This window comes from Mesorhizobium sp. LSHC412B00 (assembly GCF_000503035.1).
Classification (GTDB): Bacteria; Pseudomonadota; Alphaproteobacteria; order Rhizobiales; family Rhizobiaceae; genus Mesorhizobium.
Genome location: NZ_AYWB01000024.1, coordinates 76,041 through 91,170, shown reverse-complemented (window position 1 = coordinate 91,170; position 15,130 = coordinate 76,041). Strand labels below are relative to the sequence as shown.

13 protein-coding genes are annotated in these 15,130 nt (G+C 62.3%); 8 read left to right on the top strand and 5 right to left on the bottom strand.

Annotated features, from left to right (window positions below; all coding sequences use genetic code 11):
• Positions 1–124: 124 nt before the first annotated feature.
• Positions 125–1,561 (bottom strand): glutamine synthetase family protein, encoded by a 1,437-nt coding sequence (locus X757_RS137985; RefSeq protein WP_023669313.1) that lies wholly within the window; start codon positions 1,559–1,561, stop codon positions 125–127.
• 147 nt (positions 1,562–1,708) lie between these two features.
• On the opposite strand from X757_RS137985, the gene X757_RS137990 reads away from it, so the two are divergent.
• Positions 1,709–2,416, top strand: a complete 708-nt coding sequence (locus tag X757_RS137990; protein WP_023727763.1) for an HAD family hydrolase — start codon at positions 1,709–1,711, stop codon at positions 2,414–2,416.
• 30 nt (positions 2,417–2,446) lie between these two features.
• Here X757_RS137990 and X757_RS137995 read toward each other — a convergent pair whose 3' ends face one another.
• From X757_RS137995 to aceA, 3 genes are all read right to left on the bottom strand, one after another.
• Entirely contained in the window at positions 2,447–2,908 is a 462-nt protein-coding gene (locus tag X757_RS137995) for a response regulator (RefSeq protein WP_023669317.1), read from the bottom strand.
• Positions 2,909–3,184: 276 nt separating this feature from the next.
• Positions 3,185–3,427, bottom strand: a complete 243-nt coding sequence (locus X757_RS138000) for a hypothetical protein (protein ID WP_023669318.1) — start codon at positions 3,425–3,427, stop codon at positions 3,185–3,187.
• Positions 3,428–3,479: 52 nt separating this feature from the next.
• Entirely contained in the window at positions 3,480–4,769 is a 1,290-nt protein-coding gene (aceA, locus tag X757_RS138005; protein WP_023727762.1) for an isocitrate lyase, read from the bottom strand.
• A 250-nt stretch (positions 4,770–5,019) separates the two neighbouring features.
• Between aceA and X757_RS138010 the strand changes: the two genes are divergently transcribed.
• From X757_RS138010 to X757_RS138040, 7 genes are all read left to right on the top strand, one after another.
• A complete protein-coding gene (locus X757_RS138010) occupies positions 5,020–6,447 on the top strand; it encodes a short-chain fatty acyl-CoA regulator family protein (protein ID WP_023727761.1) in 1,428 nt (475 codons plus the stop codon).
• Positions 6,448–6,596: 149 nt separating this feature from the next.
• Positions 6,597–7,496, top strand: coding sequence for a DUF2167 domain-containing protein (locus X757_RS138015; protein ID WP_031251652.1), 900 nt, complete (start codon positions 6,597–6,599; stop codon positions 7,494–7,496).
• A gap of 161 nt (positions 7,497–7,657) precedes the next feature.
• Positions 7,658–8,611 carry a DMT family transporter gene (locus X757_RS138020; protein WP_023727759.1) on the top strand — a complete coding sequence of 318 codons (954 nt, stop codon included), beginning with the start codon at positions 7,658–7,660 and terminating at the stop codon, positions 8,609–8,611.
• Positions 8,612–9,037: 426 nt separating this feature from the next.
• Entirely contained in the window at positions 9,038–10,135 is a 1,098-nt protein-coding gene (locus tag X757_RS138025) for a polyamine ABC transporter substrate-binding protein (RefSeq protein ID WP_023711775.1), read from the top strand.
• An 84-nt stretch (positions 10,136–10,219) separates the two neighbouring features.
• Complete coding sequence (locus X757_RS138030) at positions 10,220–11,359, top strand: ABC transporter ATP-binding protein (protein WP_023727758.1); 1,140 nt, start codon at positions 10,220–10,222, stop codon at positions 11,357–11,359.
• Between the two features lie 9 nt (positions 11,360–11,368).
• Positions 11,369–12,334 (top strand): ABC transporter permease subunit, encoded by a 966-nt coding sequence (locus X757_RS138035; RefSeq protein WP_027049422.1) that lies wholly within the window; start codon positions 11,369–11,371, stop codon positions 12,332–12,334.
• Positions 12,331–13,149, top strand: coding sequence for an ABC transporter permease (locus X757_RS138040; RefSeq protein ID WP_023669326.1), 819 nt, complete (start codon positions 12,331–12,333; stop codon positions 13,147–13,149). Before X757_RS138035 ends, X757_RS138040 begins: the two co-directional genes overlap by 4 nt.
• Positions 13,150–13,191: 42 nt before the next feature.
• On the opposite strand, the gene X757_RS138045 is transcribed toward X757_RS138040, so the two are convergent.
• On the bottom strand, positions 13,192–15,045 hold the full coding sequence (locus tag X757_RS138045) for an AsmA-like C-terminal region-containing protein (RefSeq protein ID WP_023681868.1): 1,854 nt from the start codon (positions 15,043–15,045) through the stop codon (positions 13,192–13,194).
• Between the last annotated feature and the right edge of the window lie 85 nt (positions 15,046–15,130).

Genomic DNA, 15,130 nt, shown 5'->3' with positions numbered 1-15,130 from the left:
GACACCAGCCAATGGTGAATGGTGAATGGTGAATGGCTGCGAGACGCACGTCGTCTGCGCTCATCCATCCAATATGAAACTACTCAGCATTCACTATTCACCATTCACACGACGAAGTCGCCGCTCACACGTTGAGCAACAGATACTCCCGCTCCCACGGGCTGATCACTTCCATGAAGGTCTCGAACTCCGCCCGCTTGATCGCTGCATAGGTTGCGGCAAAGGACTTGCCCAAAAGGGCGCACAGCTCCTCGTCGCCCTCGAACAGGTCGACGGCTTCGAGCAGGCCGCGCGGCAGGTCGATCTCATCGGCGTTTGCGGTGGTCAGCACCGGAGGCTCGGCCTTGATCTTGTTGGTGATGCCGATCAGCCCGCAGGCAAGTGAGGCCGCCAGCGCCAGATAGGGGTTGGCGTCGGAAGACGGGATGCGGTTTTCGACACGCCGCGCCGCCGGATCCGAGCGCGGCACGCGGAACGCCGTGGTGCGGTTGTCATAGCCCCATTTGTTGTTGACCGGCGCCGAGGCCGACTGCGTCAGCCGGCGGTAGGAATTGACGTAAGGGGCAAACATCACCAGCGCGTTCGGCACATGCTTCTGCATGCCGCCGATAAAATGGAAGAAGTCGTCGGTTTCCGAGCCGTCCTTCGCTGAAAAGATATTCAGCCCGGTCTTCTTGTCGATGATCGACTGGTGGATGTGCATGGCAGAACCTGGCTGGCCCTGGATCGGCTTGGCCATGAAGGTGGCATAGATCTCATGCTTCAGCGCTGCCTCGCGGATGGTACGTTTGAACATGAACACCTGGTCGGCGAGCTCGACCGGATCGCCGTGACGCAGATTGATCTCGAGCTGGCCGGCGCCTTCCTCGTGGATCAGCGTGTCGATCTCCAGGCCCTGGCTTTCGGAGAAATGGTAGATGTCGTCGATCAGTTCGTCGAACTCGTTGACGCCGGCGATCGAATAGCCGGCGCCGCCGCCGATTGCCCGTCCGGAACGTCCGACGGGTGGGGTCAGCGGATAATCCGGGTCGGGGTTCTTGCGCACCAGATAGAATTCGATCTCGGGCGCCACCACCGGCTTCAGCCCGCGCTTGTCATAGGCTGCTACCACGCGCTTCAGGACGTTGCGCGGCGTGAACTCGACCGAACGGCCATCCTGATGGACGAGGTCGCAGATGACGGCGGCCGTCGGGTCTTCTTCCCACGGCACCACGGTCAACGTCGACAGATCCGGCATCAGCTTCAGGTCGCCATCATCCTCCGGATAGTGGAAACCGTTGCCGTCCTCGGGATAGCCGCCCGAAATCGTCGTCATGAACACTGCCGATGGCAGCGCCAGCGAGGTGTTGGAAGTGAATTTCTTCGACGGCATCATCTTGCCGCGCGCGACGCCAGCCTGATCAGGCGTGATGCATTCTATGTCTTCGATGCCGCGCCATTCCAGCCAAGCGCTGACTTCCTTCCAGTTCTTCACGCCGCGTTGATTTTTCACGAAGGCAGGCGTTCGGACGCGTCCTCCGCGGGTCGACGGACGGACTTCCTTTTTCGCAGGCGGCATCATTCACCAGTTTGGGTTGCAATTATCACAGTATAGCTGTTGCCGGTGATGGAAGGGAAGGGGAGCTGCCTGTCTTCGCCTTCCTGGTTGAAAATCGCGCCACGCAGATTAGGGTCAACCTCCCGCAGATCGAGCAGCAGAAGACATCGTATGCCAGGCAAATTGACCACGATCGGCTTCGACGCCGACGATACCCTATGGCAGAACGAACAGTTGTTCCGCCTGACCGAGAAGCATTTCGCAACCCTGCTCGCCGACCATGGCGAGGCCGAGCACATCTCGGCACGGCTGCTGGAGGCCGAGAAGCGCAACCTTGCCGTCTACGGCTTCGGCATCAAGGGCTTTACCTTGTCGATGATCGAGACGGCGATAGAAGTGACCGAGGGCCGTGTGCCGGCCTCGACGATCGCCGAAATCCTTGCCGCCGGCCGCGACATGCTCGGCCATCCTGTCGAGGCGCTGCCGCATGCGCGCGAGACAGTCGAAAAGCTCGCCGGCGCCTACCATCTGGTGCTGATCACCAAGGGCGATCTGTTCGACCAGGAGCGCAAGCTGGCGGCGTCCGGCCTTGGCGACCTGTTCGATGCCGTCGAGATCGTCAGCGACAAGAGCGCCGCCACCTATGCCAGGATCTTTGGCCGTCACGGCAGCCCGCAGACCAGCATGATGGTCGGCAATTCGCTCAAGTCGGACGTGGTGCCGGCCATCGAGGCCGGGAGCTGGGGTGTGTACGTCCCGCACGAACTGACCTGGGTGCTCGAACATGTCGAACCGCCGGTGGCAGCACCGCGCTTCCGCCAGATTGTCGATCTTGGCGAACTGCCGGCTTTGATCGAGAGCATCGGCAAGGAAGGCTGACCGCCCCGCACGCGTTCGGGCGGATTGCGATCAGCCGCGCCCGAGACTGATCAGCCGGTCGACCACCGGCTGCAGCCTTTCGGTGGTGATCGGCTTGGTTACCACCACATCGACCACGCTCGACAGGCCCAGGCTGTCGGGCGTGCCGGTCTTGGTTGAAAGCAGGATCACCTTGGGGAGCGACCGCCCAGATGTCCGCCGCAAGGCGTCGATGGCCGCCATCAGCGCGCGGCAGTCCTCGTTGTCGGGGCCGCCATCGAGAACGACGGCGCCCGGAATGAGGGTTCGCAATGTCTTGGCCGCCATTTCGGGCGACTCGGAGATCGGCTTCAGTCCGGACTTCTCGACGATCTTCGACACCACCACCCGGTTGATCGGCGATTTTCCAACGACCAGCACGTGGGAGAAATCCGTCGATATCTCGGAGTTCGCGTCCCTGCTTGACGAATTCAGATGTTTGGCGGTGTCGGTCTCGCGGTTCACAGGGCACATGGGCGGGGCGGGCACTCGGCGCTGCTTCAATGCAGGGTTGAAATCCGAGAGCCAATTGGCGTGAGATCGCCCGCCATGTCAAGCTGAAATGACGGACCTGCGAAATATAGCCGGAAATATTAAACCCCGGAGACAAGTTCTGTTTTCGAACTGTAGTTAAGTTCACGCTCAAAAGCGAAAGTCACCCGCGCTGAAAACTCGCGGGTGACGTTGAAGTCGGCCAGTGAGCGGCGGGGCCCATAGGTTCCACAAGCACAAAGCTTCCGTAAGGGAAGATCAGCCGTGACTCTTCTGCGTGACGATCACCGGGATCAGCAGGTCGCCCCAATTGCCGTCGCCGCCATGATGCCGGGCCGAGCGCACCAGTTCCACCGAGACGCCGGCCTCGACTGCCTTCATCACCGATTGATTGAGCCTGTGCAGGTCGTTGGCCAGCATGCGGATGGTCGCCTGTTGGTCGACACTCATCGTTGTGGACTGCTCTTCTGCACGTTCCTTGACGCGGCTTATGGATGCCATTTTCTTCTCCCTTGCCCTTCGGGCGTTTCCTCTGTTGGTTATGTCGATCGGTTCATTCCGCTGCCGGCTTGAACTGGACGTGCTCGGTCGATTCATGCATGGCGGTGGTCGACGACTGGCCGCCGCTGATTGCCATCGACACGGCGTCGAAATAGCCGGTGCCGACCTCGCGCTGGTGCTTGGTCGCGGTGTAGCCGTGGACTTCGGCCGCGAACTCGGCTTCCTGCAACTCGGAATAGGCCGCCATCTGCCGCGCCTTGTAGCCGCGGGCCAGCTCGAACATGCCGAAATTGAGCTGGTGGAACCCGGCCAATGTGATGAACTGGAACTTGTAGCCCATGGCGCCGAGCTCGCGCTGGAACTTGGCGATCGTCGCGTCGTCGAGGTTCTTCTTCCAGTTGAACGACGGCGAGCAATTATAGGCGAGCAGCTTGCCCGGATGATGCCTGCGCACGCCTTCGGCGAATTTCTTGGCCTGCGCCAGATCGGGCTTGGATGTTTCGCACCAGATCAGGTCGGCATGCGGCGCATAGGCAACGGCGCGCGCGATGCACGGTTCGATGCCGTTCCTGACCTGGTAGAAGCCTTCAACCGTGCGGCCGGCATCGTAGTCGACGAAAGGCTGGTCGCGCTCGTCAATGTCGGAGGTCAGAAGCTTTGCCGCTTCCGCATCGGTGCGTGCCACGACTAGCGTCGGCGTGCCCATCACGTCGGCCGCCAGACGCGCCGCGTTGAGGTTGCGGATATGCGCGGCGGTCGGGATCAGCACTTTGCCGCCGAGATGGCCGCACTTCTTCTCAGAGGCCAGCTGGTCCTCATAGTGGACGCCGGCAGCGCCCGCCTCGATGAACGCCTTCATGATCTCGAAGGCGTTGAGCGGTCCGCCGAAGCCGGCCTCGGCATCGGCGACGATCGGCGCGAACCAGGTTTCGACCGACAGGCCGTTGCCTTCCGAGGTCTCGATCTGATCGGCGCGCTGCAGCGTGCGGTTGATGCGCTTGACCAGTTCGGGCGCCGCATTGGCGGGATAGAGCGACTGGTCCGGATACATGGCCGACGCGGTGTTGGCGTCGGCGGCGACCTGCCAGCCCGAGAGATAGATTGCCTTCAGCCCGGCACGCACCTGCTGCATCGCCTGGTTGCCCGACATGGCGCCGAGTGCATTGACGAAGTCTTCCTCGTGGATGAGCTTCCACAGCCGGTTGGCGCCCATTTCGGCAAGACTCTGGCGTATCTGGACCGACCCGCGCAGCCGCTTCACATCGTCCGGCGAATAGGCTCGTTCGATGCCGTCGAAGCGGCCTTCGGGCGCGGATGGGACAAGATTGTAAAAATCAGTCATTGGTCACTCCAGATCAATCGATGCCAGTGTCTTGAAACGCCGCGCCCCTGGGATGGTGTGCGTCGTCTGTGTGTGACATCATTTACATTGCGCCGTGACGAGAGCGAGGAAAACCGCCATTTCCGGTAGAAAATAAGAGAAAACCTGTGTTGTGTTTGACTGCTTGCCGCTGTAAATCTGTCATGATTGTAAAAAGATAGTGCGCCGTTCATCGCTCGCAAGTCGTGTAAATTCCTGTCAAGGAAAGCCGGTGGCCGACCAGAAGATATTCGCCGGGCCGCGCATCCGCCGCATCCGCATCGCCAAAGGCCTGACCCAGACGGCGATGGCCGAGGGGCTCGGCATCTCGCCGTCCTATCTCAACCTGATCGAGCGCAACCAGCGGCCGCTGACGGTGCAACTGATCCTGAAGCTGGCCTCTGTCTACAAGGTCGACCCGCATGAATTGCAGGGTGAGGCGAGAGGGTCGATCTCGGCCTTGAAGGAAGTGTTCGGCGACCCGCTGCTTGCCGGTGAGCTGCCGGGCGACCAGGAACTGATCGAACTGGCCGAGGCAGCCCCCAACGCATCGGCTGCGATGATAAAACTGTTTCGCGCTTACCGCGAGCAGGCCGAGCGGCTGTCCGATCTCAACGAGCTTCTGGCGCGCGAGGGCCGCGCCACGGCGCTGTCCGGTGCGCGGCTGCCGATCGACGAAGTGCACGAGATTTTCGAGCGCCGGCCGAACCATTTTGCAGCACTGGAGGAAGAGGCCGAGGCCTTCACCTCGATGCTCGACCCCGGCGACGATCTGTTCGGCGCGCTGAAGGCGTGGCTGAAGCGCGAGTATGGCATCGTCGTCAAGGTTCTGCCGGTCGCCACCATGCCGAACTGGCGCCGCCGTTATGACCGTCATTCGCAGCGTCTTTTTCTATCGGAGCGGCTGTCGCCGTTCGACCAGTTGCGCGAAGTCGCCATGGAGGCCTGCCTGATCCGCATGACGGTCGCGATCGCCGGCGAAATTCAGGCGCTGAAGCTCGGTACGGACGAAGCCCGCCGGCTCGCCCGCTTCGAGTTCGGCCGCTACGCCGCCCATGCCTTGATGATGCCCTATCAGGCCTTTCATGCCGCCGCCGTGCGGGCTCGTTACGACATCGATGTGCTGCGCTCGCGTTTCGGCGTCTCCTTCGAACAGGCGGCGAACCGCCTGACCATGCTGCAGCGTCCTGGCTTGTCCGGAGTGCCGTTCTTCATGCTCGAGGTCGACAATGCCGGCAACCGCTTCCGCAAGGCCGGCGGCCAGGGCTTTCCGCAAAGCCGCTTTGGCGGCGGCTGCCCGAAACTGCCGGTCCATGCCGCTTTCGCTTCGCCTGGCCAGATCCTGGTCGAGGCGGTGGAAATGCCCGACGGCGCCGAGTTCCTCTGCATCGCACGCACGCTCGAGGGGCCGCAGGGTTCGTTCTCCGAGCGCCCGCGCCGCACCGCGCTGCTGTTGGGCTGCGATATCGGCTTTCGCGACGAGATCGTCTATGGCGCCGGGCTGCCGGCAAAGGCCGGACAGGGCGCCGCCACGCCGGTCGGTCCCGCTTGCCGGCTGTGCGAACGCATCGGCTGCCTCGCCCGCGCCGAGCCGCCGGTGACCCGTCCGCTGGGCCTGGACGAGATGGCGACGGGCCTGAGCGCCTTCGATTTCCAGTGATGCTTCTCGGGCAGGAGGTCGCGGAAGACCGCAGCTGTTTGCGCTAAGCAATAGAGCGCGGCCCGAACCATCGCCGAACCAAATATTGATTAAGCATCGGCGCTGCGCTATCGAAGGTGAGCTGCAGGGCAGCCAAGGGGGGACGGCTTATGAACAGGAAAGCTTTGTGGCTTGGCGTGGCGCTTGCCCTTTTGGCGGGGCCTGTTCTGGCAGAAAAATCCTCGGAATTCTTCAAGGACTATCAACAGTATAGTGACGACGGCAAGGCGTTCCTGGACAAGATCGATCCAAAGACCGGCGCGGTCGACCTTCCCGAAGGCATCCATCTCGATCTCAAGGACAAGTTCTATTTTCTGGGCAAGAAGGACGCGACGTCCGTCCTGACCGAGGCCTGGGGCAATCCGGCTGATACCGCGTCCGAAGCAATCGGCATGATCTTCCCGGCCAAGTACGAGCCCATCGCCGGCAACGGTTGGGGCATCGAATTGCGCTATGAAAAGATCGGCCATGTCGATGACGCCGACGCCGCATCCATCGACTACACCGAATTGCTGAGCAGCATGCAGGCGGACACATTGTCGGCCAACGATCAGCGGGTGAAGGACGGCTTTCCCCCGATCAAGCTGATCGGCTGGGCCTCGCCGCCGGTCTATGATTTCGTCCACAAGCGGCTGCACTGGGCCAAGGAACTGCAGTTCGGAGACGATACCGTCCACACGCTCAATTACGACGTCCGTTTCCTCGGCCGGGAAGGCGTCTTCGTGATGAGCTACATCGCTACGGTCGAACAATTGCCGGAGATCAAGCAGAGCCTGGACGAAGTGCTGGGCGTGGCGGACTTCAACACCGGCAAGAAATACACCGATTTTCTGCCAGGCACCGACACGGTCGCCGCGGTTGGCATTGGCGGCCTCATCGCCGGAAAACTCGCGGCAAAGGCCGGCCTGATTGCAGTCGCGCTCATCGCCCTGAAAAAGTTCGGCATTCTGCTGCTGGTACCGTTGGCCGGTCTCTGGCGCTTTATCCGCGGCAACAAGGGCATGTCCTAGAAACGGCGGTGTTTGCCCGTATGGCTGCCGGTTGGCGGTGCGCCAAAGGGAATGCCGGGCTGGGTCACGTCCGGCGGTAGCCTATGCGCTAGGCGAATACGGCACGTTTCTGTCGTCCATTGTGCATCATGCCACCCCGAGATAGCCGACAGTCGCACCCCATGACCGATACCGCATCTTCTCCAATCGCCGCACCGCCGATCGTCTCGCCGCGCGAAGAGCGGGTCGGCTTGCTGCTGGTGTTCCTGTCGGCGCTGATGTGGAGCTTTGGCGGCACCATCGCCCGCTTCATCGACACCGCTGACAGTTGGACGGTGGTGTTCTGGCGCTCGCTGTGGGCGGCTGTGTTCCTGATTTGCTTCATGGCCTGGCGCGACGGCTGGCGCGGCATGTTGCGGCTGTTTCGCGACATGGGCCTGCCCGGCCTTGCCGTGGCCGTCTGTTTCGCCACGGCGTCGACGTGCTTCGTTGTCGCGCTCGCCTACACCACCGTTGCCAATATCCTGTTGATGCAGGCCGGTGTGCCGCTGCTGGCGGCATTGCTTGCCTGGGTGCTGTTTCGCGAACGCGTCGCCGTCGCGACCTGGGTGGCGATCGCCGCCGTCATCGCCGGCGTCGCCATCATGGTGTCGGAATCGCTCGACGGCGCCGTATCGCCCATCGGCGACGGGCTGTCGCTGCTGATCGCCGTCATGTTCTCGATTGCCACCGTCATCACCCGGCGCTTCGCCCATGTGCGCATGACGCCGGCGACGTGCCTCGGCACGATGCTGGCAGCGGCTTTCGCCGCATCGCAAGCCACGCAGTTTGCCACGTCGACCCACGACATGGCTTTCCTGTTTGCCTTCGGCGTTATCAATCTCGGCCTGGGCCTTGCCTTCTTCGCCACCGGCGCGAGGCTGGTTCCGGCGGCGATCGCAGCACTCCTCGGCACGTTCGAGCCGATCATCGGACCGATCTGGGTCTGGCTCGTTCATGGCGAGGTGCCCTCGGTGCGCACCATCATCGGCGGCGCGGTGGTGGTCGCCGCGCTGCTCGTCCATATCGCGCTTGAATTCAAGCGCCAGGCGAGGCCTGCACGGCCGGGGACCACTGGCCTGCCATCCCCTAATTGACCCGCCTTTCCCTTGGTTGAGCCCGTCTTCCCTAATTACGCCCGTCTTTCCCCAATTAGCGAAGCCGCACGCCCCTATTGACCGAGCTTCCCCGCGCGGGCCATTGACAACCTTGCTGCGGCACGGGCAGGCTGGGGCACGGCAACAACAAGACAGGCTTATCTTGCCAAGTGTCCCCGCCGGTCGGACCAAGACCGGACCACAGCGTCGTATCCCTGCCAGCGCCGCGGCGAAAGCCTCTGACGGCGTCACCGCGCCCGCCATGCGGGCACACAGAGCCATCATCTGCCGCTCGTCGAACCGCCCGGACGGCGCTGGCAGTTCATGCTTGTGGCTGCCCGGAAAGCTCAATACTCTGAAGCAAATGCCCAATCGCGCTCGAACAGCGACGACTTGGCGAAGGAACACTCATCAAAGGAGAACAGCATGATCCGCAAAGCGCTCTGGCTTTCGGCAACCTCGGCATTTCTGACGCTTTTCGCCGTTGGCGGCCATGCCGAGAATCGCGTCGTCAACGTCTTCAACTGGTCGGATTACATCGACAGTTCGATCATTGACGACTTCACTAAGGAGACCGGCATCAAGGTCGTCTACGACACCTTCGATTCCAATGAAATCCTCGAAACCAAGCTGCTTGCCGGCGGCAGCGGCTATGACGTCGTCGTGCCCAGCGGCAACTTCCTGGCCCGCCAGATCCAGGCCGGCGTGTTCCAGAAGCTCGACAAGTCGAAGCTGCCCAACATTTCCAACATGTGGGACACGGTTTCGGAGCGCACCGCCAAATACGATCCGGGCAACGAATATTCGATCAACTACATGTGGGGCACGGTCGGCATCGGCTACAACATCAAGAAGGTGAAGGCTGCACTCGGCACCGACAAGATCGACAGCTGGGATGTGTTCTTCAATCCCGACAGCCTGGCCAAGCTGAAGGACTGCGGCGTCTATGTGCTGGACTCGCCGGCCGACATCATCCCGGCGGCGCTCAAATATCTCGGCCTCGATCCGAACAGCACCTCACCTGACGACATCGCCAAGGCCGAGGAGACGTTGCTGAAGGTGCGGCCGTATATCCGCAAATTCCATTCGTCCGAATACATCAACGCGCTCGCCAACGGCGATATCTGTTTGGCGGTCGGCTGGTCGGGTGACGTCTTCCAGGCACGCAACCGCGCGGTCGAGGCCAAGCAAGGCGTCGAGATCGGCTATTCCGTGCCCAAGGAAGGCGCCCAGATGTGGTTCGACCAGATGGCGATTCCCGCCGATGCGCCGCATGCCGCCGAGGCACTCGAATTTCTCAACTACATGATGAAGCCGGAAGTGATCGCCAAGTCGTCCAACTATGTGCTGTACGCCAACGGCAACAAGGCTTCGCAGCAGTTCGTCGACAAGGCGCTGCTGGATGATCCGGCGGTCTATCCGGACGCCGAGACCTTGAAAAAGCTCTATACGGTCCAGCCCTACGATCCCAAGACCCAGCGCCTGATCACGCGCAGCTGGACCAAGATCGTCACCGGCCAGTAAGCAATGCGACATGGTCCCGGCAGTCATCTGCCGGGACCATTCTTCTCTGGGGCAAGAAGCAAAAAAAACAGGACGGAGTGGGACATGAAATCGCTTGGCAGCATCCGCAGGGATTTCGCGCCATGGAACGACCCGAACGCCAAGCCATATATCCAATTCGAGAATGTCACCAAGAAGTTCGGTGACTTCACCGCCGTCAACAATCTGTCGCTGACCATTTTCGAGCGCGAGTTCTTCGCCCTGCTCGGCGCGTCGGGCTGCGGAAAGTCGACGTTGCTGCGGATGCTTGCCGGCTTCGAGGAGCCCACCGCCGGCCGTATCCTTCTCGACGGCCAGGATTTGCGCGGCATCCCGCCCTATCGCCGCCCGGTCAACATGATGTTCCAGTCCTATGCGCTGTTCCCGCATATGACGGTGGAAAAGAACATTGCCTTCGGCCTCAAGCAGGAAGGCATGCCGGGACCGGATATCGAAAAGCGCGTCGCCGAGATGCTGAAGCTGGTCAAGCTCGAGCAGTTCGCCAAGCGCAAGCCGCACCAGCTCTCCGGCGGGCAGCGCCAGCGCGTCGCACTCGCCCGCTCGGTCGCCAAGCGGCCGAAAGTGCTGCTGCTCGACGAACCGCTCGGCGCGCTCGACAAGAAGCTGCGCGAGGAAACGCAGTTCGAGCTGATGGACCTGCAGCAAAATCTCGGGCTCACTTTCGTCGTCGTCACCCACGACCAGGAAGAGGCGATGACCATGGCCGACCGCATCGCCATCATCGACAAGGGCGAGGTGATGCAGGTGGCGACGCCGGCGGAAGTCTATGAAGCCCCCAGTTCGCGCTTCGTTGCCCACTTCGTCGGCAATGTGAACATGTTCGAGGGCAAGGTCGCCGAGCGTGCGGCAAACACCACGCGCATCACCGGCGCGACAGGGGCCCAGATCGTCGTCGAAAACAGCACCGATACAAAGGCCGGTTCCGACATCGTCTTCGCCATCAGGCCGGAGAAGATCAAGGTGTCGTCGACGAAACCGGCCGACGCCGTCAATGCGCTTGAGGGCGAGGTCTACGACGTTGCCTATCTCGGCGACATGACCGTCTACCACATCCGGCTGGATGACGGGCAGATCATCAGGGCAAGCGCGCTCAACGCGGCGCGAGTCACCGAGGACCCGCTGACCTGGAACGACCGCGCCTGGGTCTCCTTCCGGCCGGATGCCGGCGTCGTGCTGACACGGTAGGGGGCGGCCATGTCCAACATTGCACTCACCGACGCCGGTCCATCGGCCGCGGCCAAACCGTTCCTGATGCGGCTCGGTGCCGGCTTTGTCAGCCGGCTCGTCATCATCGTGCCTTATCTCTGGCTGCTGTTCTTCTTCTTCATCCCGTTCATCATCGTCTTCAAGATTTCGCTGTCGCAGTCGGCGATCGCCATGCCGCCCTACACGCCGGCGCTCGATTTCAGGGACGGCATGTCCGGGTTCTTTGTCCGCTTCCGCGAACTCAGCGTCGACAATTATGTCTGGCTAACGCAGGACGCGCTTTACTTCAAAGCCTACGTGACCAGTGTTATCATCGCTGCTGTCTCGACGATCCTGACCTTGCTCGTCGGCTTCCCGATCGCCTACGGCATGGCCCGCGCGCCGGCGACGATCCGTCCGACCTTGCTGATGCTGGTTATCCTGCCGTTCTGGACGTCGTTCCTGATCCGCGTCTATGCCTGGATCGGCATCCTCAAGCCCGAGGGTCTGCTCAATCAGCTGCTGTTGTCGCTGCACATCATCAATCAGCCACTGATCATCCTCAACACTTACACGGCGATCTTCATCGGCATCGTCTATTCCTACCTGCCATTCATGGTGCTGCCGCTCTATTCGTCGCTGGAAAAGATGGATTACTCGCTGATCGAGGCGGCAAAGGATCTCGGCTGCCCGCCGACATCAGCCTTCTGGAAGATCACGTTCCCGCTGTCGCTGCCCGGGGTCATCGCCGGCTGCCTGCTGGTGTTCATTCCAGCGGTTGGCGAGTTCGTCATTCCCGATCTGCTCGGCGGCTCGCAGACGCTGATGATCGGCAAGACCTTGTGGAATGAATTCTTCGCCAACCGTGACTGGCCGGTGTCGTCGGCCGTCGCCGTCATCCTGCTGCTGCTCCTGATCGTGCCGATCATGCTCTTCCAGCAGGCCCAGGCACGCGCCCAGGAGCAGGACAAATGAACGCCACCTGGAGCCGCTTCAACGTCACCTCGGTCGTGCTGGGCTTTGCCTTTCTCTATCTGCCGATCGTGCTGCTCATCGTCTTCTCCTTCAACGAGTCGAAGCTGGTCACCGTCTGGGGCGGCTTCTCGACCAAATGGTATGCCTCGCTGTTCCACAATCAGGGGCTGATGGACGCCACCTGGGTGACCGCGCGTGTGGGTGTCATCTCCGCCACTGTGGCAACCGTGCTCGGCACGCTGGCAGCACTGACCTTGACCCGCTACACCCGCTTCCGCGGCCGCATCCTGTTTTCCGGCATGGTGTTTGCGCCGCTGGTCATGCCGGAAGTCATCACCGGCCTGTCGCTGTTGCTGCTGTTCGTTGCCGTCGGTCTCGACCGTGGCTTCCTGACCGTGACGCTTGCTCACATCACCTTGACCATGTGCTTCGTGGCTGTCGTCGTGCAGTCGCGCCTGGTGTCGTTCGATCGTTCGCTGGAAGAAGCTGCCTTGGACCTCGGCGCAACGCCGGTAAAGACCTTCTTTCAGATCACGCTGCCGGTGATCATGCCGGCCATCGTCTCCGGCTGGATGCTGGCCTTCACCTTGTCGCTTGACGATCTGGTGATCGCCTCCTTCACCTCCGGGCCTGGCGCCACCACGCTGCCGATGAAGATCTACAGCCAGGTGCGTCTCGGCGTGACGCCGGAAATCAACGCCGCCTGCACCATCCTGATCGCCGTCGTGGCGGTAGGCGTCATCATCGCTTCGGTCGCCAACAAGCGGCGTGAGGTGCAGCGCCAGCTCGACGAACAGGCCGCGCAGCGCGGTTGATTGCGTCAAACGAGGGATAGGGCGGTCCCGGTAAGGGTCCGCCTATTCGCCTGAGACGCCGCGGCTGATCGGCGAGATGAACGGCGTGCTCCAGGTGCCGCCGACGAAGAATGACGACTGGTTGGATCCCTGCTGGCCATTGACCGGTGCCGCTGCCGGGTCGGCCTGGGTGACACCCCCCGAAAGCGCCAGCCCGCGTCCGCCGTAAGAGGCGATGCCGGACAGCCAGACCTTGTATTTCGCCGAATTGGCCTCGGCCTTGTCCAGCCTTGCCACACCCTTCGAGATGGTGGCCTTGAGCTCGGCGCCGTCCATCGGCAGTGTCCCGTCCGAGACGTCGTCGAGCGCGAAGAAGCCGCCCTGTTCCGTGTGCTTCAGAAATGCCGGCAAATTGAGCCCGCTCAGCGCGCCCGGCCCGAACGTCGCAGAGACCGAGCCGTCCGCGTTCTCGAAGATCGAGTCCCAGGATTTGCCCGGCCCTTTGAGAATGACCGAGACAGTGCCGGTGCTGGCCGGCACCAGCCGCGTCATTCCGGCCGCGGTGCCGAAAGCGGCGCCGTCAATGTCGGAGGCGAGCAGCCGGATCTCGACCTGCGAGCCCTCCGGTTTGCGGTCGAAACGCAGGCTACTTTGCACGTTGCCGCCAAAGGCCGACGCATCGGAGATATCGAAGACGGCAAGCCCGTTCTTCACCTGCGCCGTAGCGGCGACGTCGGCAAGCTGGATTGCGCCGGCCGAGGCATGTGCCGCTGACAGCCTCAGATCGAGATTGATCCGGTCGGCGAAGCTGGTGTCGATTTCGCCGGGACCGGTCTCGCCGGTCGGCGCCAGCGGCGTGAAGGCCGAAAACAGCGACCTGAGGTCGAGCGTATCGAAGGCGAGTGTGCCTGATATCACCGGCAAGGCGTCGCCGAACGAAAAATCCAGCGCCCCCATTCCCGGGTTGTTGTCGAGCGTCACCGCGGTGTTTTCGAATTTGACGCGGCCGGCGGTCGCCGTGATCTTGCTCGAAATCGAGACCGAACCGATCGCCGTACCAGGAGCAATGCCGGCCTGCGACCATTCCAGCACGCGCCGCAGCGAGGGCGCGGCGAATTTCGCCTGGCCATCGAAATAGGCGTTTTGCGACATGCTGGCCGTGCCGTCGAACGAGAAGCTGGCCGGCGCTGCCTTGAACGAAAACGTGACCGGTGCGGCGCCGCCGGCAAACAGCACCAGCGGCTTGGGCGAGGCGGCATCGACGGTGACGCTCTCGCCGCGCCAGATTCCGGTCGCCGACAAGGTCGCGTTGCTGTTCATCGCTGCCCAGCTCGCCTGGCCGGACAGGCTGGTCAGCAATTCGACGTCCTTGCCGCCGACGGAGGCGACCATACGGCCGTCCCTGAATTCCACGGTGCCGAACGGATCGGCGGGCAGCTTGCTCAGATCCGGCTTCGTCGGATCGGCGTTGACCACGCCGCGCGCCGTGTCGATGGAGCGGGTGATGCGTCCGCCCGTTGGTATGGCGGGCAGGAATATGCCGTTTGCGGCGCGCTGGACCCGGATCGTCGGCCGCACCAGCCGCGCCGTTGAAAACACCACATCGCCCTGCAGCGCCGCCATGGCCGAAAGGTCGACCTCGACCCGTTCGGCCTCGATCACCGGCGGCGCGTCGGTCTCGGTCCACTGCGACAGCGTGACGTCGCTCAATATGGCGCGGAACTTCGGCCACACCTCGATGCGCGGCGAACCGGCGATGGTGACCCTGAATCCGCTCCACGCGCTCATCTCCCAGGCAATGCGATCGCGCACGATCCGGGTCGAGGCAATCAGCGGCAGAGCGGCGACGACCAGCGCGATGACGAGCACGGCAACGCCGATCGCCCATATTCCGCGCCGGATCAAAGGTGATGGCATATTGCCCCGGTTGCTTTTCATTCCGATAAAAATCGCCTGACGGGTGTAACCGCCAGTTGTCACCACGCCTTCCAGTCGTCACTAC